General features: G+C 50.0%; 21 protein-coding genes. 15 read left to right on the forward strand and 6 right to left on the reverse strand.

The annotated features are described in order from the left end of the window. Window positions 1-13: 13 nt before the first annotated feature. Window positions 14-481, forward strand: coding sequence for a hypothetical protein (locus tag MJ768_RS07520; protein ID WP_239289743.1), 468 nt, complete (start codon window positions 14-16; stop codon window positions 479-481). Window positions 482-1,288: 807 nt separating this feature from the next. Here the strand turns inward: MJ768_RS07520 and MJ768_RS07525 are convergent. Together MJ768_RS07525 and MJ768_RS07530 are read right to left on the reverse strand one after the other, a co-directional pair. Beyond that, complete coding sequence (locus tag MJ768_RS07525) at window positions 1,289-1,717, reverse strand: helix-turn-helix domain-containing protein (protein WP_239289745.1); 429 nt, start codon at window positions 1,715-1,717, stop codon at window positions 1,289-1,291. Window positions 1,718-1,719: 2 nt separating this feature from the next. Next, window positions 1,720-2,001: a type II toxin-antitoxin system HigB family toxin gene (locus tag MJ768_RS07530; protein WP_239289747.1), complete on the reverse strand. Its 282-nt coding sequence runs from the start codon at window positions 1,999-2,001 to the stop codon at window positions 1,720-1,722. Between the two features lie 603 nt (window positions 2,002-2,604). Here MJ768_RS07530 and MJ768_RS07535 point away from each other — a divergent pair. Together MJ768_RS07535 and MJ768_RS07540 are read left to right on the forward strand one after the other, a co-directional pair. Next, on the forward strand, window positions 2,605-3,876 hold the full coding sequence (locus MJ768_RS07535) for an ATP-binding protein (RefSeq protein WP_239289749.1): 1,272 nt from the start codon (window positions 2,605-2,607) through the stop codon (window positions 3,874-3,876). 7 nt (window positions 3,877-3,883) lie between these two features. Then, window positions 3,884-4,165, forward strand: a complete 282-nt coding sequence (locus MJ768_RS07540) for a hypothetical protein (protein WP_239289751.1) — start codon at window positions 3,884-3,886, stop codon at window positions 4,163-4,165. Here the strand turns inward: MJ768_RS07540 and MJ768_RS07545 are convergent. Then, the gene (locus tag MJ768_RS07545; RefSeq protein ID WP_239289753.1) at window positions 4,155-4,913 is read right to left on the reverse strand and encodes a hypothetical protein; all 759 of its coding nucleotides are present in this window, start codon (window positions 4,911-4,913) and stop codon (window positions 4,155-4,157) included. The genes MJ768_RS07540 and MJ768_RS07545 overlap by 11 nt on opposite strands. 306 nt (window positions 4,914-5,219) lie before the next feature. On the opposite strand from MJ768_RS07545, the gene MJ768_RS07550 reads away from it, so the two are divergent. The 7 genes from MJ768_RS07550 (at window position 5,220) to MJ768_RS07580 (ending at window position 11,054) form a co-directional block, all read left to right on the forward strand. Beyond that, the gene (locus MJ768_RS07550) at window positions 5,220-6,032 is read left to right on the forward strand and encodes a PD-(D/E)XK nuclease-like domain-containing protein (protein ID WP_239289755.1); all 813 of its coding nucleotides are present in this window, start codon (window positions 5,220-5,222) and stop codon (window positions 6,030-6,032) included. 74 nt (window positions 6,033-6,106) lie between these two features. Further along, window positions 6,107-6,349: a hypothetical protein gene (locus MJ768_RS07555; protein ID WP_239289757.1), complete on the forward strand. Its 243-nt coding sequence runs from the start codon at window positions 6,107-6,109 to the stop codon at window positions 6,347-6,349. Between the two features lie 161 nt (window positions 6,350-6,510). Continuing rightward, window positions 6,511-7,566, forward strand: coding sequence for a recombinase RecT (locus tag MJ768_RS07560; RefSeq protein ID WP_239289759.1), 1,056 nt, complete (start codon window positions 6,511-6,513; stop codon window positions 7,564-7,566). Between the two features lie 390 nt (window positions 7,567-7,956). Next, window positions 7,957-9,024 (forward strand): DUF7146 domain-containing protein, encoded by a 1,068-nt coding sequence (locus tag MJ768_RS07565; protein WP_239289761.1) that lies wholly within the window; start codon window positions 7,957-7,959, stop codon window positions 9,022-9,024. A gap of 241 nt (window positions 9,025-9,265) precedes the next feature. Further along, window positions 9,266-9,865, forward strand: a complete 600-nt coding sequence (gene radC / locus MJ768_RS07570) for a RadC family protein (protein WP_445082976.1) — start codon at window positions 9,266-9,268, stop codon at window positions 9,863-9,865. A gap of 68 nt (window positions 9,866-9,933) precedes the next feature. Then, window positions 9,934-10,119: a hypothetical protein gene (locus tag MJ768_RS07575; protein WP_239289763.1), complete on the forward strand. Its 186-nt coding sequence runs from the start codon at window positions 9,934-9,936 to the stop codon at window positions 10,117-10,119. 80 nt (window positions 10,120-10,199) lie between these two features. After that, on the forward strand, window positions 10,200-11,054 hold the full coding sequence (locus MJ768_RS07580; protein ID WP_239289773.1) for an ArdC-like ssDNA-binding domain-containing protein: 855 nt from the start codon (window positions 10,200-10,202) through the stop codon (window positions 11,052-11,054). 623 nt (window positions 11,055-11,677) lie between these two features. Here MJ768_RS07580 and MJ768_RS07585 read toward each other — a convergent pair. From MJ768_RS07585 to MJ768_RS07595, 3 genes are all read right to left on the reverse strand, one after another. Next, on the reverse strand, window positions 11,678-12,670 hold the full coding sequence (locus MJ768_RS07585) for a hypothetical protein (protein ID WP_239289775.1): 993 nt from the start codon (window positions 12,668-12,670) through the stop codon (window positions 11,678-11,680). Window positions 12,671-13,267: 597 nt separating this feature from the next. Then, window positions 13,268-13,552: an HU family DNA-binding protein gene (locus MJ768_RS07590; RefSeq protein WP_239289777.1), complete on the reverse strand. Its 285-nt coding sequence runs from the start codon at window positions 13,550-13,552 to the stop codon at window positions 13,268-13,270. Between the two features lie 163 nt (window positions 13,553-13,715). Continuing rightward, a complete protein-coding gene (locus tag MJ768_RS07595; protein WP_239289779.1) occupies window positions 13,716-14,426 on the reverse strand; it encodes a hypothetical protein in 711 nt (236 codons plus the stop codon). A 250-nt stretch (window positions 14,427-14,676) separates the two neighbouring features. Here MJ768_RS07595 and yjjJ point away from each other — a divergent pair, with 250 nt between their 5' ends. From yjjJ to MJ768_RS07620, 5 genes are all read left to right on the forward strand, one after another. Beyond that, the gene (yjjJ, locus tag MJ768_RS07600; RefSeq protein ID WP_239289781.1) at window positions 14,677-16,056 is read left to right on the forward strand and encodes a type II toxin-antitoxin system HipA family toxin YjjJ; all 1,380 of its coding nucleotides are present in this window, start codon (window positions 14,677-14,679) and stop codon (window positions 16,054-16,056) included. A 523-nt stretch (window positions 16,057-16,579) separates the two neighbouring features. Beyond that, complete coding sequence (locus MJ768_RS15375; RefSeq protein ID WP_445082977.1) at window positions 16,580-16,732, forward strand: type II toxin-antitoxin system RelB/DinJ family antitoxin; 153 nt, start codon at window positions 16,580-16,582, stop codon at window positions 16,730-16,732. Window positions 16,733-16,769: 37 nt separating this feature from the next. Next, window positions 16,770-17,003 (forward strand): type II toxin-antitoxin system YafQ family toxin, encoded by a 234-nt coding sequence (locus MJ768_RS15150; RefSeq protein WP_256449837.1) that lies wholly within the window; start codon window positions 16,770-16,772, stop codon window positions 17,001-17,003. A 715-nt stretch (window positions 17,004-17,718) separates the two neighbouring features. Continuing rightward, window positions 17,719-18,198 (forward strand): tRNA adenosine(34) deaminase TadA, encoded by a 480-nt coding sequence (gene tadA, locus MJ768_RS07615; RefSeq protein ID WP_239289783.1) that lies wholly within the window; start codon window positions 17,719-17,721, stop codon window positions 18,196-18,198. Window positions 18,199-18,324: 126 nt separating this feature from the next. Next, the gene (locus MJ768_RS07620) at window positions 18,325-18,804 is read left to right on the forward strand and encodes a L,D-transpeptidase (RefSeq protein ID WP_239289784.1); all 480 of its coding nucleotides are present in this window, start codon (window positions 18,325-18,327) and stop codon (window positions 18,802-18,804) included. Window positions 18,805-18,876 lie beyond the last annotated feature (72 nt).

Genomic DNA, 18,876 nt, shown 5'->3' on the forward strand with positions numbered 1-18,876 from the left:
TGAGTAGAAATGCATGAACCCGGCATTTAAAGGCATTACGTTTGGAAACCAATCAACACACAGTGGCCCCGTTAACGCCAAAGTCACCGTTGCGCCTGATGGCGCTGCGGTCAGTGTATTATTTGACAAGATGCAAGCCCAAGCGGGTACGGCGAAACGAAGCAGTAGCCACATACGCTGCGATTTGACGTTAAGGCTGGTATCCCCCGTAGAAGCCGCGACAGAAATTCTGCTGGATGTGCGGGGAGCTATCATCAAAACGGATCATTCAACTGTTAGTTCGACAATCCTGATACATAAACGGGCGCGCCCACTAACCTTGAGCGACCCTGATACGAAAGGTTGCTCGCGCTATGTAATAACTTTGCCAAAAGGAACATGCAAGCTCAGCGTGAGTATTGCCGCAACGACTAGGGCAAAGTACCCAGAATCAGCAATTGTGGCAATTGACTCGCTGGATGTTGTTTTTCGCAAGCCATAATAAGAAGCTCAGTAATGTGTAAATTGACGGGGTTGATTCCAGGAATCAGTGCCCGCACAATCCAAATTGAAGGAAAACGCAACGAACAGAATTTGACATGCGAGGTGTCAAAGGCTGTAGTGGTCAAGTAATTTCGGACACAACGATAGGTTTTTTTGCTGCTTTGTTCCGTTCAAAGACGAAAGCGGAAGCCCCTTAACTTAGCTTACTGGTTTGGGGTCAGGCCTGAATGGCACTTACTTAAGAAAATATTCGTATAATATCATGCAGATATGTTGAGTGGCGAGCGATAGGATGTGCTGTTGTAATAGCGCCGAATCCGAGCGAAACCTTTATTTTTGGTGATAGTAGTAAAGAATGGAATATTCGAGAACTATATAAAATATCGCGTCAGAGCAAGAAATGTCATATAAAAACAGAATGATAGAATTTAAGATGCTCTTAAGTAAGTTCCATTCGGCTCAGGCCTTACATTTGACATTTTTAAGAAAAACAATAGTGTCAGTCATTGCATAGCGCATGAACCCAGTATACGACGTGCTTTATATGTTCACAGTAGTACTGTAAGTTGGGTAATTCTTTCGTTATGCACTATCCAATGACTGCCCCCTTTTTTGCTAAAGCATGGCTGACTGACTTCGGCATTGCCCTTCGCTCAAGCTGATTGCTGTCCTTTATGCAGTCGTTGGAATTTTTACTCGGAGAAGAGTAGATAATCCAATAGCGGACGGTGGTTTCAGACACCGCCGACACTGAGCTATGTTTTAGGCATCTTGGAAGCGGATAGTGCTTTGTGTACAGGTCAAATTAGACTGGCACGAATACAGCTGGGCTAATGCCGAAAAACTTGCCCAATTTACCTGCCAAGGTTGCGCTGATTTTTCGTTTCCCTGCCAGGATTGCCGACAGGTTGCTCTGTGGCACAATGGCTGACAGGTCTTCTTGCTTCAAGCCGCGAGCATCCATCAAGAAACGCAGGGCCTCCTTGGGTTCTGCTGCCTCGATGGCGTAATGCTCTTGCTCATACTTCAAGACCATATCCCCAACCAAATCAAGCAAGCCTGACAGCGGATGGTCTTCGTCATCTCCGGTGGTATTCAGCAGGGAATTCATCAGGGCCACCATACGGTCATAACTCTTTTTATCATGGATGGGGCGAAGATGCGCCATTGCGTCAAAAGCCTGCCAAGAAGATTGAATAGCCTGGATGTCAAACTGAGTGTGAGCTGCGCGCATGATTAGCCTTTGCCTTTCCTATAGAGCATGTTCCAGTCATCGTATTCCCAATGCGTCATCACCTTATGCACACATATCTTCTTGAACCTGTACCTGACGATCACAACTAGGCGATAGTTGTTTCCACCCACATCAAAGATCGTATAGGGCGGCACGTAATCGACGGCGTTGAAAAACTCACGAACATGGTTGAAGTCCTTGAATTCACCGTGCTCCACAACTGAGTGCCACTCGCGTAGGATCTTTTCCGCCTCTGGATGTTTCTGCCAGAACTCGCGAAGCATTTTGATGGAGATGATGTGCACGAGATAATTATATCGAACTGATATGCAGCGTCAAGGCTATGTTCAACGAAAATCCTGACAGCGTGCTGGAATTCGGCGCCAAGCGGTATTTGAACGGTGGATATGACCATCTCGGAAACCGCCAGGGACATTTCTACTTGGCAGGCGAGTGGACATTTCTATTTAGCGTTGACAGGTGGAGGAATACCTGTTGGTTGATATGCTCAATAATTTGTCTGAATTAGCAGAGGATGAAGAAATGGTGCTTGAGCGGTCACAAAAACATTGAATCAGTTTGATGCAAAAAACTGTCTAAAGCACTTTTCGATTTCGGATCGGTTGCGACTAAAAAATTAGTAAACGTTTGGTTACTACCGAGCAATCAAAGGGATGCAGATTGAAAAATTCACAGTTCTTCTTGCATCAACACAAGGACTCTGACGTGCTGGTCAGTAAGATTGCGCTCGCACTCAAAATTTATCCCTACCTTGTTGAAAAAAATTATTGGCTCATGCACATTCTTGCTAGCTATAATCCCCTGAACAAAGAACAATAATCCCAACTAGACTATACTTAAATCCCAAATGGACGAGAAGGCCAGGTATGCTTGAAACTGAAGCAACATCAATCTATCCCAGATACATCCAGTCACGAGTGACGGCTGCGTTGGCAGACACGCCGGTCGTGTTGTTGAGCGGCCCGCGCCAAGCGGGCAAAACCACCTTAGTGCGGCAACTGGCTGGGAGCAAGCGGCGTTATCTCACGCTCGACGATGAACTGACTCGACTAGCAGCGCAAGAAGATCCGGTCGGATTGATTCGCAGTCTTGATAGTGCTGTGATTGACGAGATACAGCGCGCGCCCAATTTGCTTTTGGCAATCAAAAAAGCGGTGGATGAAGATCGCCGCCCCGGCCGATTCTTGCTCACCGGATCTGCCAACCTGATGGCCTTGCCGAGTATTGCCGACTCGCTCGCAGGGCGAATGGAAACCTTGGTGTTGCTGCCCCTCGCTCAGTGTGAGATCACTGCAAATCCTGAATCATCTCTCACTTGGCTCGACATTCTATTTGCAGATGGCATCTTGGCAGCAACTCAGCCAGCCGTGGGTGATGCACTGGTGGATAAAGTCATTCGAGGTGGCTATCCAGAAGCGTTATCGCGTGAGGACAATCGCCGCCGTAAAACATGGGCAAAACAATACATTGACTCGCTGATCCTGCGCGATATCAAAGACATCGCCAGCATTGACAAACTCGATCAGGTGCCCCGCCTGATGCGCGCCTTGGCGCAGACCGCAGGGCAGCTTTGCAACTACAGCCAGTTGGGCGGACAAGTAGGCATTGATCATAAGACCGCCAGCAAATACATCGCCATCTTCGAGCAAATGTATTTGATGCAGCGGCTGCAGCCGTGGTCGGGGAACCGGCTTTCTCGTTTGGTTAAAACACCCAAGCTGCAATTTAATGATTCTGGCCTGTTGAGCGTGCTGTTGGATTTTTCCGATCCGATGCGCCAACGTAATCTATTTGGTCAATTGCTGGAAAGCTACGTGTTCGCCGAGCTACGCAAACAAATTACCTGGTCAGAAGGTGAATATGGACTTTTCTACTACCGTGACAAAGACCAGTACGAAGTCGATTTCGTCGTGGAGAATGCCTCGGGGGAAATTATCGGCATCGAAGTTAAAGCTGCCGCCAGCGTATCCTTGAGTGACCTCGCCGGATTAAAGCGGCTGGCCAGTGTTGCGCCCCAGAACTTCAAAGCAGGCATCATCCTTTACGATGGAACCGAAACGCTGCCCCTCGGCCGAGTCAATGACCGTCCGTTGTGGGCGATGCCTATTGCCACCCTCACTAGCAGTCGGAAAATGTAAGTAAGCAATGAACAAATCCAATCTCAAAACCTACTCCGCAAGCCCGCAAGGATTTCATCGCGGTCACAATCTAACCTTGCTCGTTAATGGCGGAAGCAAGAGCTTCTTGCTTCAGGTTGTGTACGACCAACGCATCTTCGCAGGAGGGGTGGGCGCGACCATGGACATGTCGGTCATCGTTAAATTATTCAAGGAATCCTATTCCCAAGTCATACGCAAAAATATTGGTTTTGTGTCGATTTTTGCGTATGACTTGGGGCGGGATTTGCTGGGCAGCACTATAAAGTAACAGTCACCAATCCATTTCCTTTCGTTGATTGTTCCGCCAGACCGGCATCCTCGCCCATCAAGGGTGTGCTCGCTTCCGCACTATCAGATGTTTGAATTTTCGTCTTGCGCGACTTTTTCTTAGGTGTTCCTACTACCTCGTCTGCGGGGCTATCCGTTTCCGCCTGGTCGGATCCTGCCTGAGCATCATGTTTAAGCTTTTGCGCGGCACTGAACGCGCGCGCCAGGATTGCAGAAATTTCTGCCGAAACCCCCAGCGTCTTTCTGCGCCATTGCCGCTCCAATGCGCCCTTCGCATCGTCGGCGATGAAGCCGGCAAGCCATGTTGAATGCACCAACTCCATCAACCTGTCGAGCTCACGGATCATTTGCAGATATTGGCCGGATTTGTTGCAAGTTATTTTGGCTTGGTAAGTTGTGACATTCGTGTAATTTATCCTGCCAATTTCAATGCCGTTGTCCTCGGCGATCTTCTTGAGCCGCGCGCTTTCATTGCGCAGATTTGCAAACGCATTGTTGATCAAATGATCCACCGCGCCGTTAACGGTCATTATTTCGTTATCACTTTTTAGTACCGCTGGTAGAACAACGCTCAAGCTACGCAGTGCCGAATCGCATTTCTCGTAGCCGTTTTCAAAAACAGCTTGGGCGGGTGACGAATGTATCTTCACCTCTTGGGTGAGGAATGGATTGCTGAACTCATCAGACTTCCTTTTTGGTGCACCTTTCACTGATTTACCGTTTTCCACGAAACTCTCCTTTGCGGCTGTTGAACCAAAAATCAGCACAATTACAGAATTAAATAGTGAAACAGCGCTTCAGGAAAATCTGATTGAAAGTCGGCGATTTTGCGGATTATCCACATGGAAGAAAGAATAAAACCTGTGTAGTGTCTCCCACATCTTGCTTCATGTGCTTAATGCTATGAGCTGATATTTGGCGGCTGACCAATCAAAACAAACAGAAGACGAGCAATCGTCATAACCACCCAGCGGGGACATCGTTCCCCGCAAGGGTCATGTTGTCTCCATTTTATTTCAAAAAGGAGACACAAAATGAAACGCATTGTCAGAGACTTGCCTATACAGGTTTATCACGCCAGTGAGGCAATATCACACAGCGGGATTGTTCAACTACTCAAGTCCCCCGAACACTACCTGCAATACAAAACAGGATCAATCGAGCCAACGCCAGCAATGGAATTTGGTTCGGCATTCCACGGCTTTATTCTTGAACCTGAGGTCTTTTCAAAAGATTATGTGCTCGCGCCAAAGTTCGACCGACGCACCAAGGAAGGCAAGGAAATAGCCGCAAAGTGGGATGCTGAAAATGCGGGCAAAACGCCATTAAGCGCAGAGCAGATGGACACACTTGCTGCAATGAGGGTAAGTGTTTTCAATCATGCGGGCGCAGCCAAAATGCTTGACGATGGTGAAGCTGAGACATCTCTGTTTTGGACGGATGACTACACGGGATTGCCGTGCAGGATACGTCCGGACTGGATGAGCGAGTACGGTATGGCAGACCTTAAAAGCTGCTGTGGTGCGAGCAAAGACAGCTTCTCCAAAGCAATAGCCAATCTTGGCTATGACGTGCAGGCCGCTTTTTACACTGACGGCATGAAGGCGGTGACTGGAAAGTCAGTCAACTTTTACTTTATCGCAGTGGAAAAAAATGCACCGTATTCGACGGCTTGCTACATCGCCAGTCAACAAATGATCGAAGTAGGGCGTGCCAAGTATCGCGGCGCGCTTGAGTTGCTGAAATGGTGCCAGGAAAACAATCATTTTCCCGGCTATCAACCGAGCGGCGAGATTGAAAGTATCGATCTTCCGCGCTGGGCAGCAAACTTCGATATCGAAGCGTAACAACAACCCTATCGGGGACACTTCCCCGACCAGGGTTTGTGTCCCCTTTTTTATTTCAAATGAGGAGACACAAAATGGGAATTTTTATCTTGTTAATGCTGGCGTGGGCGGTTTATTCGGCCATTCGAGCTGTGATGGTATGTATCAAACCACGCATGAGAGCAAAGCCTGCAACCAGGACTTCGGCAGCATCAATGACAAACGAGCCAAACTGGGCAGAGCTTGAGATACCCACATTCATTCGGCGCGGATTAGCCTTTCCTGTTCTGACTGAAAAGAAGAAGATGGTGCGAAAGAAAATTCAAGTTGCTGCGTAATGCAGTGACGTGAAAAAGGCGGCTGACCTTGCCGAAAGGTAAAACAGCATTAAGCATCGTTTCTGGCAACCGGTTCGATTCAAGCAATCCCACGGGGACATCCTTTGTCCCTATGGGGCGTGGTGTCTCCGTTTTTTGTGTTAACAAAAAGGAAAAACACCATGTCATTACAAGCACTCAAAAACATCAATCGTACCGCCGCAGCCCAGAACGAGCAACCCCAAGGCTTCCCGGCAATGCTTGAACAGTTCAAGGGAGAAATCGCCCGCGCGCTGCCCAAGCACATCAATCCTGATCGCATGGCACGTATTGCGCTCACGGCGTTTCGCATGACCCCGAAGCTGGGTGAGTGCGATCCGCGTAGTGTGTTTGCTGCCGTCATCCAGTCCTCGCAACTTGGACTTGAAGTCGGGCTCATGGGCGAAGCTCACCTTGTCCCGTTTGGCAACCAATGCCAACTCATTCCGGGTTACACCGGATTGATGAAGCTGGCGCGTCAGAGTGGATTGGTACAGGACATCTATGCACACGAGGTACGCATGAACGACACGTTCGCGCTAAAGCTCGGCATGGAACGAAGCCTGGAGCATGAACCGCTGACTGCACCGGGTGGCTTTCCCGCGTCTGATGAAGAACGCGGAGAGGTGGTTGGCTTCTATGCGGTAGGCGTTCTCAAAGATGATAGCAGGACGTTTGTCGCAATGGGCCGCAAAGAAGTTGAAAGCATCCGTGATGGCAGTCGCGGCTACCAGGCAGCCAAGAAGTACAAAAAGGAATCCGTCTGGGATACCGACTTTGTAGCGATGGGGCTGAAAACGGCCATTCGGCGCATCTGCAAGTTCTTGCCTAAATCACCCGAGCTGGCAACGGCACTGGCGATGGATGAAAAAGCGCATGCAGGGCAAGGTCAAAATCTGAATCTGAACGATGTGATCGACGGCAGTTACGCGCCGGTTGATGTCGTGGATGAGGCAGTGGAGATCAAAGAAAAAGCGCCCGGCAAAACCGAGAGCCAACCGCAATCGGCAAATGAACTGAGCAAACTCGAAAAGCTGGACAAGGTTGTCGCGGCTTTGAAATCAGCCAGTACTGTTGAAGCATTGGATGAGATCTATATCCGTGCCGAAGTGGATCTGGAAGATGCGGAGCTTGAGGTCGCTCTGCGCGAGTATCGCACATGCAAAGACGCGATTATTGAACAAGGCAGCCTGGTTTAATCACTCTCACGGGGACATCGTTCCTCTCTGGGAAATATCAGAAAGTCTGAGAGGATCGTTACGTCACAAAAATTATTGTCTCCGAGATGAAAATGCTCGGTGGCAACAAGACGGATGGTGAGTCGCGCGTTGCAGCACCTGCTGCGTCCGCTGCTAACAAAGGCAAAACCACAATGGCAAAACCACAAAGACAGGCCCAAAGCCTGAATTTGACGATGGACTTTTTTTGACGAGGGATCTTTCTAAAACTCAACCACCCACCGGGGGAATCATCCCCCATGGGGTGCTTCTTTGCCGGTGGTTTTACAACCACCCGCCCACACGGGACACACCTGAACATCCCGTTGGGTGCTCTGGTGTGTCCCGTGCGGGATATACCAAGGAGGCATCATGGAAGCGAAAGAACTGAAGTTGTTGGCCGCAGGACGCTGGGCAAATATTGTTGCGTCGCTCGCCCCGCATCTTGGTCAGGCAGTAGAGCGCACACCGAATCATGTGCCGTGCCCCGTGCATGGCGGGACAGATGGATTCCGGCTGTTTCGGGATTTTGATGCGACAGGCGGCGGTGTGTGCAACACATGCGGCATCCATCACGATGGATATACGCTACTCATGTGGGCGAATGGGTGGGATTTTCTCACTACCCACCGCGCCATACATGACATGTTATTGGGAAGCGGCGAGAGGCATTACACGCCCCTGCCAGTCAAAAAAGTGTGTGTCAAAAAAGAGGAGAACAGGCAAGACATTCGTGATTCTCTGAATCATGTGTGGAAAGCCAGCATTCCTCTGACCTCCCTCGAAGCGCGGGCAGCAAGGTTGTATTTTGCAAACCGTGGAATCGGGCAGATCGACTATCGAAAAATTGATAGCAAGGTGATCCGCTTTGTCCCTTCACTTGAGTATTTCGAAAAGGGAAAGCTGGTCAACACGTATCCCGCCATTGTCACGATGGTGTGCGATGCAAACGGTTGTCCTTCGACCGTTCATCGCACCTACATTGCACACGATGGCGCGAAAGCAAATATCCAATCACCCAAAAAAATGATGCGGCACTGCGCCGACAATTTATTTGGCGCGATGAGGATAGCGGTGCAGGGCAGCAGCAAGGTATTGGCAGTTACAGAGGGCATCGAAACAGCACTGGCCATCATAGGTGCTTTCAATGTGCCTGTATGGGCTGCTGGAAACGCCTACTTGCTGGAAAACTTCGTGCCGCCAAAAGGTGTTGATGTGGTGATCTATGCTGACAAAGACCGGCCTTCCATGATTCATCCAGAAGGTCACGGATTAAGTTCGGCGAAGTCACTGGTAAAACGCTTATGGAAAGAAGGCGTAAAGGCCAGCATCAAGCTACCTGACACAGATATTCCGCAAGGGATGAAATCTGTTGACTGGCTGGATGTTATCAATAGCAATGCCTATCAGGCAATCATCAAAAAATCTGCCGCACGGTAAGCAGCTCAGTCTCATGGACATGCCTGCCCAAGGTGGTTTTACCTCGCTTGCGGGGCTTTTTATGACGCATTCGATGAGTGCGCCATAAAAAGAGAATTCATTCTCATGGCTATGCCTTGAGTTGAAATTGGCGGCTGACCAATCAAAACAAACAGAAGACGAGCAATCGTCATAACTACCCAGCGGGGACACGTCCCCGCCAAGGGTTTGTGTCCCTTTCTTTATTTAAAGGAGACACAAAATGAATATCCAAAATTGCAGCACACCTGACTTGTTGTCCGTACTGGTTGGAAAAAGGATGGCTAAAAAGCTATCACAAGTTCCACTTTCCGTTTTATTTGGAATGCGTGCAAATCGTCAGGAAATGGTTTGCGAAAATGAAGCTCCGTATGTGCCCGCACCTATCATCTCGGCAGCCAAGGAGTTGTTTGTGCGCGCACTCGAAGAGGACATCCACAACCACCCCGTATCCTTTACTGCACCACAGGTGGTCAAGGATTACTTGAGGCTGGTATTAGGTGGACGGCAGCAGGAAGTATTTATGGTGCTGTTTCTAGATGCACAGCATCGTCTTATCGCTTCGGAAGAGCTATTTCACGGAACGCTGACACAAACCAGTGTGTATCCACGCGAGGTTGTCAAACGCGCCTTGATTCACAACGCGGCAGCGGTAATGCTGAGCCACAACCATCCTTCAGGGGTGGCAGAGCCCAGCAGTGCCGACCGCTCGCTAACTGAAGCACTAAAGCAAGCGCTTGGATTGGTAGATGTTCGAGTTCTCGATCACATTGTGATCGGCGAGCAAGAGGCATTGTCTTTTGCCGAACGAGGTTTGATATGAGTGTGCCATTTCTGAAAAGATGGAAAAAAAAGGTGTATTGCGATCAATGCAACTCGTCCTGGAAATTTATGCATTCCGATGTGTACAACGCAAAGGAATGTCCTGTTTGCAAACGAGAGCAGGACCTTGCTGATCTGGCTAAACATACTGTTGATGCCATCATCAAGCGGCTCGATACACCGCAGGCAATACTGGAAGCCTATGTGGAAATTTATTTGGTAAATCGAAAAGCACATTTGGCGTATCAAAATTAGAGATTTTTTCAACCTCAGCGGGGGTACCTTCCCGCAAGGGGCATGGTGTCTCCGTTTTTTTTCATGAATAGGAGAACACCATGCAAGAAAAATCAAATCGCGCCAACTGGGGCAAATTGTTTTCGGATGCCCTTTCCTGCCCAGGAAAGGTTTCTGAGGCGTACTCGGTATTTCATGATTACAGCCTTGGCAATGCCATCCTCGCTGCTATGCAATTAACCGTCAAGGGGCTGCCACTGTCTCCGATCGCTTCCTTCAATAAATGGAAACAATTGGGGCGATGCGTGAAGAAAGGCGAGAAGGCAATAGCATTGGTCATGCCTGTTACCGTCAAAGCCAAGTCCAATGATGAGGTTGAAAACGGTGCTGGATCCAATGACAACACCAAGGAAGTCAGAAGTTCAGGACGTACGATGTTTGTGCTGAAAAACAACTGGTTTTCTTTGGATCAAACAGAGGGCGCGGACTACATCAACGAAGTGATGATTCCAGAGTGGAACAAGGAGCAGGCCTTGTTCGGTCTGGGAATCACGGAACAACGTTTTGAGTTGATGGATGGAAACACGCAAGGGTATTCCATTCCCAACAAGAAACAGATTTCCGTGTCTCCCGTAGCGCTGATGCCGTGGAAGACGATTTTCCACGAAATGGCTCACTGCCTGATGCACTCGAAAGAGGCGCAGATGGCGGACGGCGATTTGATGCAGAAAGACATCAAGGAGGCCGAAGCGGAAGCGGTGGCTTATCTGTGTTGTGCAACACTTGGATTGCCGGGGCTTGAAGAAAGTCGTGACTACATTCAGGGCTGGCTGGGTTCAAAGGAGAGATCCGATGAATTCAGCAAAAAAAGCGCATCACGGGTTTTTTCAGCAGCCGACAAGATACTTAAAGCAGGCACTCAATCTGCGAAAGCAGGGGAGGTGTGTCATAAGTAAGCCACTTGGTCTTGTGACGGTGGCAATGCCAGCTGCGTTTCTGGCCATGGGCATGAAAGAGCACGCTGATTTTGAGTGTGCATATGTTCGTTATGCAGAGTCTGATGAAGGTGGTCAGATTGAACTGGTTTTCTCTGCGCGGTCAGGGTAGAAGCCTCTGGTAACAGAGGGCCTACGGCTAGACTGGAGGAGCCGGAAGTTCCGAAGGTGGCTGTAGGTGCCTTTGGCAGACAGGCGACACGTCGAACGGGACGAAGCTTGCTGGGGAAGCCCAGTAGTCAGGAAACACCGGATACGTGATCTTTACGTCCGGTGTTGTGGGAGGACGGCAGGGGTGACCCTGCCGCCTACTTGATCCTGCTCGCGCCAGATCCAGCGTACCTGTGCGGGTTCCTGCGAGCGCCTGCGGACTTCGCCACCCGCATTAGCCGTTCATGGTCACACTTCACTCTCTCCTGGGCATTCCTCGTTCCGACCCGTTCCCTGAAACAGACCAGAAGTCCGCAATGGCCCCATTCATAGCCATAAGCAACAATAGGCTACGCGCGGACGAATCAAGCAGTTGGATTGCTGCATTGGCTACCGGAGAGAACATCTGGGTGGCAATGCCCTCCGTCCAGATGCTACGCCAGCTGCCTCACCTCACCAGTCCGTTGAATCTTCTCAAACATATCCAGCGCGGCAAACCTGGCAGTGGCGTCTTGCTCTGCACTGAGTGGTTCGAGAACTATACTGTCGCGACCTGCGACATAGACTGGACCGCCGACGTCATCGTCGTATTCCGAACCATCCTCGTTGATCGCGTAGTGAGCGTCCTCGGTCAGATCCGTTCCAACCAGCTTCGAGAGATACACCCACGTCCAGCATCGGAGCAGATCACCTTGATCGTGTTCCTCAATGAGCTGGAGTATGGCATCTGTATCCCCGCTCTCGGCAGCAACAGTCAGCCAATGCTTGGCATCAGCAGCACGCCCCATGCGTTCTGCGATAGCGGCAACTGCCGCTGGGTCTGCGTCAACATCGCGACGCGGCTGCTCGAAGAAGGACGGGTCGTCAAAGCTTTCCGCCAAGTCGAGAAGCGCGTGCTGATTGCCCAGTCGACCAGCCTCTCGGAGATGGCGGGTGTACTTTTCGGCTTGAGTAAGACGAGCCTCGTGGGCTTCGGCCCATTCCTTTTCCACGCCAGTGAGTACACGACCTTGCTGTGCCTGGGAATACAAGTAAGAGCTACCGACCTCCTGGTGACCGTCATACTCGTTGGGAGCGTGGATCAGTGCCAGCGCGTAGTGAGCAAGCTCAATGCCCTTGCTGGCCGCAGCTCCAAGCCCATCCATCAGGATCGGCGAAAACTCCTCGTCGCGGGGGTCAGACAGGAACGGCGATTCGCCGCGCAGTTCGACCACCAAATCTGAAAGCCTTATGACTTCGATCTGACGTTCTGCAACGAAGGCAGTTAACTCGGATGAGGCGACATCTGCTGTCGCTGGCTGATATCCCAGCTCGACGCATCGCTGCCTGATGGCAGAGTTGTGCTTCGAGGAATATTTCGAGACTTGTCGCCGCCGCGTGAAAACGGCCTCGGCGCTCAGTGCAGCGTAGGAGTTGAAGCCAAACAAGGCTGCCAGTAACTCGTAGATGTGGGCTCGCTTGAAGGAGCTGCCAGTACGGGTATGAAGATGCTGCTGCGCAGAGTATGCGAGTTCTTTGATTGTCATGACGAACCTTTCTTAATGCCACGCCGATTTCGGGTCAGACGCACACGTTTAAGTCCCCGACGACGAGGCTCAAAGATAAGTTTTCGATGACAGAAAGACAACATGCCTTTTTTTACTCGTGTGCAAGTAAGGAGGGCGCCTGTTGGCATTCTAGCTTTAGCGACCGGAGTTGTCCACATTGCTATTCGAGCCACGCCCGCTGGGCATCCCACATCGGGGGGAGGCAGAAACACACCCCGTAACCGTAACGATCATACTTTCCCAACGGTGGCTGGGCACGACACGGGTCTATCAAGATTGAGTTTTAGCTATTTCCTTTCTCCCAGTCTTTAAGCAATCGGATTGCCCGTTCAATATCGCGGCTCTGAGGTTTCTTGTCACCGCCGCTTGTGAAAAGAATCACCATATTTCCAAATAGAATGGCACGCGACCACCTCGCCTTTGGCAGCAAGTTCTGAGAAGAAGACCTGTTTTTATCACCGGTCTATGTTGCCATTATTACTTTTTGACGCCGTTGACCGTAGCCTTGAGCGTAGCCCCAGCCTTGAATGCTGGCTGCTTGGATGCCTTGATCTTAAGCTCTGCTCCAGTCTTTGGGTTGCGGCCCATACGAGCTGCGCGCTTGCGCACTTCGAACGTACCGAAACCAACCAAGGCAACGTTGTCGCCTTTTTTTAGTGTGGCGGAGATGATTTCAAGCAGTGCTGCGATATTGCGATCTGCATCCGTTTTAGTGCTGCCGGTCTTGTCTGCCAGTGCATCGATCAGTTCTTTGCGGTTCATGCTGTTACTCCCTTTTATGGTGGTGGTTAAAAATCCACTGCGGATTGTTGTGGATATTGGGCTGCGCGGCAAGTGAAACCTATTTGAAAGGGTGGCTGGGCTTTGAGTAAATTGCTTGCCAATCTTTACGAGCCAACTAAAAAAAGGAATCCAACTTCATCCATCAATGTAAGCTCGTCGGGGGCTCGTTGTCTTCCTTCTTGGGCAACAGGTGCATAAATCGGCCTTCAACTTCCTTGAAATAGCGGAACTCGACTACCCCAATTGTCCGTTTCTTTTTGGAAATTCCCTTGGGCTTTATCTGCGGTTGTGCGGCCCACACCCCATGCCTCGTTTCCAACGTAAACGAGCACGTGTCTATCGCGTAGGGCGAGGCGCCTATGCTTCCGTACTTGTCGAGGATCGCATTCATCTGCTGTATTTTGTTTGGCCGAAGCGTCCATGCTTCCATAATCGCGAACACAAAATCAGCATCCAATGCCAACGCCGCTGACTTTATCTTCCGCGCAGATTGATCTTTGTCCACGACGCTTTCAGGATGAATCATCACCGGGATAATTTCTTTGGTGGTTAGATTGCCAACGAAGGCGAATGCCTGAAGTTTTTCACCGGCCTCCAGAAAGTCCCGCGCTTTGTCGATCAGCGAACTGATGATGTCCATGTATGCTTGCGGTGGGGTGCTAATGGGTGCCTCAATCATTTTTTCCTCAATATGTGCCACCGGTCGTGTAAACCGGGGAACGTGCGGTGATGTTCGCTGAGCACTTGCGTATAGGCGTTCGAAATCGGCGATGAGCACATCGAAAAACTCCCTGGTCGCCGTGTTGCCGCCTTTCTCATTGCCTTCGATAATCATAACCTGTTCGGAGCGCATCGCGTGAGCGACCTGTTAGCGGAGTAATCGAGCCAAGGCCGAAAATCGCCCGAATGTCACTCCAAATGTTTCTATATAAAATAATTATTTATATTTAGTTATTTAAGATATGGCTGAATTGCTTGCCGCAATCAAGGCTGGGCAGCGTGCGCAGATACAATGACAACACCGAACAGGTGTAAGTATTTTTATTTATTCATGTATAATTCATTCAGTATTTATTCATCTATTCGACAAAGTTAACGCTAAAATGGCTGCGCCCGACACCCTCATTCAACTGCTACGTGAAGGCTCGCAGCCAGCCAGAGTGCTATACGAGCGGCTAGGTGTCAGTCAGCCTACGCTTTCGCGCATGGTTGCGCAGCTTGGAGTATCCATTCTCCGTTTCGGCAAAGCTCGCCAGACCCAATATGCGCTGCGGCGCAAAATTGGCGCACACGACAAGTTTCCGCTGTTCCATATCAGCGCAACTGGCAACCTCGAACAATGGGGAATCCTCCATCCTGTGATGCCCGAATCCTATCTGGTCGAAACCCTGGCGAACCATGCCGATGAACTGAAGATGGATTTTCACCAAGGGCTGCCCTGGTATTTGCAGGACATGCGGCCACAAGGCTTTCTTGGTCGTGCATTTGCCCGGTTTCATGGCCCGTTGCTGGGTCTGCCTACCGATCCCAATCGATGGAGCGACGACCAAACTTTACTGGCATTGGCCAACACGGGGCACGACTGTCCGGGCAATCTGCTGGTCGGCGAAGAAGCCGCTTCGATATATCAGACCGGCGCACTTTTTACTACGGTGGACAGGGCATTGCCGCCGGTGCCTGCCGATCAACGTTTGCAGAAATATCCTGAATTCGCGCGCCTCGCCTTGGCGGGCGAGGTGGTGGGCTCCTCGGCTGGCGGCGAGCAACCCAAGTTCGATATTGAAATCCTGCACGACGGCCAACCGGTTCATGTCATGGTCAAATTTAGCGCGCCGCAGGACAACGCCGCGACGCGCCGCTGGCGCAGCCTGTTGATCTGCGAACACCTGGCCTTTCAAGCGCTGAATGGGGTGCTGCCGACCAGCCATAGCCATTTACTGGAGGTTGAAACAGGCGGGGTGGCTAAACAACTATTTCTGGAGGTGCCACGCTTTGACCGCATTGGCGAGCGTGGCCGCCGTTGCGTGGTTTCGCTCAAGGCGCTCGATGATGAGTTTGCCGGGCTGGCTGCCGATTGGCCTAAGATTGCCGCCGCACTCGTACAGTCCGGGCACCTGAATGAAACTGCCTATCTGCAAGTGCAAAAGTTGTTTGCCTTTGGCGTGCTCATCGGTAATAGCGATATGCACCCCGGCAATCTCTCATTCTTTGTCGATGATGTGACCAAACATGTGCCAGAGTTTACGCTTGCGCCCCTGTACGACATGCTGCCCATGTCATTGGCACCACGCCCCTCCGGGCAAATCCCCGATGCGTTGCCGATGCCCAAAATAGGTATCAATCCACCCTTGGCAATTTGGCGGGAAATGTTGCCCTTGGCGTGCGACTACTGGCGGCAAGTAGTGGCGCACCCCGGCGTGGCAAACGATGTAAAACAAATGGCGCAGAACCAGGCAGACATCCTGGCCCGTCCCTTAACATGAACGGACAGACTATCAATAATTTTCAATCTGGTTTTGTCTGAACGCTTGGGTTTCATGCTGTCATTTTAAGGCCTGAATATTCTTTCTTTGGTTCTTTTTTTGGGCATTTGGTTGTTCGGATTCAGGCACACAAAGCAGGCTGGACGCCAAGTTCGGAACCAAGAGTTTGAGGGAGATCGAGTCCCCAGCACGTCTCCAGAACATCTAACAATCAGTAATTGCGTTGATCTGGTTGGCCACAGTAACTACAGCACGTTTGGGGGCAGTAGGGTTCTGGATGGACTGGCAACAGAACACTCGTCCATTACGATAAAGCATCGCACCTACAACAACGCACCAACAACAATTTGATGTGTCGTCACTTTGTGACCACAACAAAACTCTGCCAGCCAATTTTAAGGAGAATCGCTATGAGTACCGCTGACACCTACGTTCGCGCTCGCATTGATACTGCCACTAAGGAACGTGCCGCTGCTGCACTGGAAGCAATTGGCTATCAATCTCGGATGCTATTTGCTTACTGATGTTAGGTATAGCGGATGAGCGCCGTTTGCCCTTCGATGTAAAAGTGCCGAACGCGACTACCCGCAAGGCCATTGCCGAACTCGAATCAGGCAAGGGCAAGCATTTCGACAGCGTTGATGCATTGATGGCTGATTTGAATGCGGACGATTGATCGATCAACAGCCTTCAAGTGTGATTAAAGGCGTGTAATGGCAACGCCGCGCTACAGTAAGTATGTGGGTTCGCTGTTGCCTAGGATTTTGAAATTGCTGCTTGTCGATCAATCTTTGCCAGAGAATTATGGCAATCATGTGTTGAGTGTTGATTGGACTGGATATCGAGAATGCCACGTCAAGCCAGATCTGCTGCTGACCTGCCGCAAGCCAGATGCCGATACTTTGAGATTGGCACGGCTTGATTCGCATAGTGAACTGTTCAACTGACAAAGCTTATATTTGTGGCCAGTGTCTTGTGCATAGTGGCGCAGCATTTTTTGGTAACAGATGAAGCAGAGAAGCAGGGCATTGCCCCACTTGGAATTAAACAGTGCGATGTACTGAGAGCATAAATCGCCGAGCGGAATCAGATATCGGTGGAGCAATTATTTTTGTAAGATGCGTAAAAGTGTCCGCATGGATAGTGACTTTGCGGACGTAGGATCTTACAAAAATAATATGCTAACCATTTGAAATAATGTATTTTACAATCTGATTGTGATTCCGGTTGTCGTGGGTTCGAGCCCCATCAGTCACCCCATATTCATTAAATTAGTTATTGCGCTTAATTCAAGCGAGCGCTAATAATTAAAATCAATTATCCTGCAAAACCATTACAATTGATTGCGGCTCTTTCAAATGCCGCAAATGCCGGATTCAATCTTCTTTTTTTAAAATCAATTTATAAAATTCGAACAAGATTCTCAAGATCTTGCAAGTTACCTATAATATCTCATTGTAAATTTTCGTGGGTTACAGAAAAATCCTACTCGAATCTTAATGCAGTGTGATCTAACTTTTTAATTATTGCATGATCGCTACTTCCCTTATCTAGATTTTATGCCCATCGGATTAAGGTTAGATTCACAGAGTCTTTATATAGTAAAAAGCCGAACCAGCTGGCTATAGACGAGTTCTCAGAATTTTTAGAGATATCCATGAGATGAGAAACGATGACGATTTTATGCGCGTCGCTCTGGCGCTGGCGAGGCAAGCCGAATTATCTGGAGAGGTTCCGGTGGGCGCCATCGTGGTGAAGGACGGCGCTATTATAGGGCGCGGAAGCAATGCGCCGATTAGCCGCCACGATCCTTCCGCGCATGCCGAGTTGCTGGCTCTGCGTGAAGCGGCACAACATCTGGGCAATTACCGGCTGATTGGCTGTGAACTATTCGTTACACTGGAACCTTGCGTAATGTGTGTTGGCGCCATGTTCCATGCACGCATTGCACGTGTGGTGTTTGGTGCAAGTGATTTTAAAACCGGTGCATGCGGCAGCGTGCTTAATCTGTTTGCCGAGCGGCGCTTGAACCATCACGGTGAAATGACTGCCGGGGTACTTGCTGAAGAATGCGGGCAAGTGTTGAGTGATTTTTTTGCCGCGCGTCGCGCGCAACAACAAGAAAGTGGTTCCGTGAAGTAACCATTTTTAATAGAAGAAGGAATCGGCCGCGCAAACTTTATGTCTTCTCCCTGCTTTCCTCCCCCATTCAATTCTCTGTTTTCTAAAAATGGAAGACTGATTAACACAGTCGTATAAGGTTATATTATAAAAATCAACATTCATATCGCCACGCAGACACTTGAGTTACTCGACGATGCAGGCATGCTATTGCATCGTTATCCAGTTTCTACAGCTGCTAATGGAGTGGGTGAGAAATCCGGCAGTTATTGCACGCCGCGCGGCAAGCACAGCATTCGTGCCAAAATCGGTGCAAGCCAGCCGCTCAATACCGTGTTCGTAAGACGTCGACCTACCGGCGAAATCTATACGCCGGAACTGGGGGCGCAGTATCCGGGTCGTGATTGGATACTGACGCGCATATTGTGGCTGTCTGGCAGTGAAGTCGGTTTCAACCGTTTAGGTGCCTGCGACACCATGCGTCGCTATATATATATTCACGGTACGCCGGACAGTACGAAACTCGGCCAACCTGGCTCCAAGGGCTGTGTGCGCATGCGCAATGCCGACCTTGTGGAGCTGTTCGACCTTGTTCCGGTGGATACCGAAGTTTACATTGGCATGTAATCTGCAGTGTATATCCTGTGGCGGATTCAACTCTGAAGTGCAACTTTTGTAAGTGAATTTAGGTGGCGAGCT

Origin of the sequence: Candidatus Nitrotoga sp. 1052, from assembly GCF_927312905.1 — a bacterium.
GTDB lineage: Bacteria > Pseudomonadota > Gammaproteobacteria > Burkholderiales > Gallionellaceae > Nitrotoga.

Bases quoted from the DNA above. Each gene is read 5' to 3' on its own strand.
- MJ768_RS07555 (WP_239289757.1), top strand. From the start codon at position 6,107: ATGGGAATTTTTATCTTGTTAATGCTGGCGTGGGCGGTTTATTCGGCC.
- MJ768_RS07595 (WP_239289779.1), bottom strand. From the start codon at position 14,426: ATGCGCTCCGAACAGGTTATGATTATCGAAGGCAATGAGAAAGGCGGC.
- yjjJ (WP_239289781.1), top strand. From the start codon at position 14,677: ATGGCTGCGCCCGACACCCTCATTCAACTGCTACGTGAAGGCTCGCAG.
- MJ768_RS07540 (WP_239289751.1), top strand. From the start codon at position 3,884: ATGAACAAATCCAATCTCAAAACCTACTCCGCAAGCCCGCAAGGATTT.
- radC (WP_445082976.1), top strand. From the start codon at position 9,266: ATGAATATCCAAAATTGCAGCACACCTGACTTGTTGTCCGTACTGGTT.
- MJ768_RS07535 (WP_239289749.1), top strand. From the start codon at position 2,605: ATGCTTGAAACTGAAGCAACATCAATCTATCCCAGATACATCCAGTCA.
- MJ768_RS07560 (WP_239289759.1), top strand. From the start codon at position 6,511: ATGTCATTACAAGCACTCAAAAACATCAATCGTACCGCCGCAGCCCAG.
- MJ768_RS15375 (WP_445082977.1), top strand. From the start codon at position 16,580: ATGTTAGGTATAGCGGATGAGCGCCGTTTGCCCTTCGATGTAAAAGTG.
- MJ768_RS07550 (WP_239289755.1), top strand. From the start codon at position 5,220: ATGAAACGCATTGTCAGAGACTTGCCTATACAGGTTTATCACGCCAGT.
- MJ768_RS07565 (WP_239289761.1), top strand. From the start codon at position 7,957: ATGGAAGCGAAAGAACTGAAGTTGTTGGCCGCAGGACGCTGGGCAAAT.
- MJ768_RS15150 (WP_256449837.1), top strand. From the start codon at position 16,770: ATGGCAACGCCGCGCTACAGTAAGTATGTGGGTTCGCTGTTGCCTAGG.
- MJ768_RS07525 (WP_239289745.1), bottom strand. From the start codon at position 1,717: ATGCGCGCAGCTCACACTCAGTTTGACATCCAGGCTATTCAATCTTCT.
- MJ768_RS07530 (WP_239289747.1), bottom strand. From the start codon at position 2,001: ATGCTTCGCGAGTTCTGGCAGAAACATCCAGAGGCGGAAAAGATCCTA.
- MJ768_RS07520 (WP_239289743.1), top strand. From the start codon at position 14: ATGAACCCGGCATTTAAAGGCATTACGTTTGGAAACCAATCAACACAC.
- MJ768_RS07575 (WP_239289763.1), top strand. From the start codon at position 9,934: ATGCATTCCGATGTGTACAACGCAAAGGAATGTCCTGTTTGCAAACGA.
- MJ768_RS07580 (WP_239289773.1), top strand. From the start codon at position 10,200: ATGCAAGAAAAATCAAATCGCGCCAACTGGGGCAAATTGTTTTCGGAT.
- tadA (WP_239289783.1), top strand. From the start codon at position 17,719: ATGAGAAACGATGACGATTTTATGCGCGTCGCTCTGGCGCTGGCGAGG.
- MJ768_RS07590 (WP_239289777.1), bottom strand. From the start codon at position 13,552: ATGAACCGCAAAGAACTGATCGATGCACTGGCAGACAAGACCGGCAGC.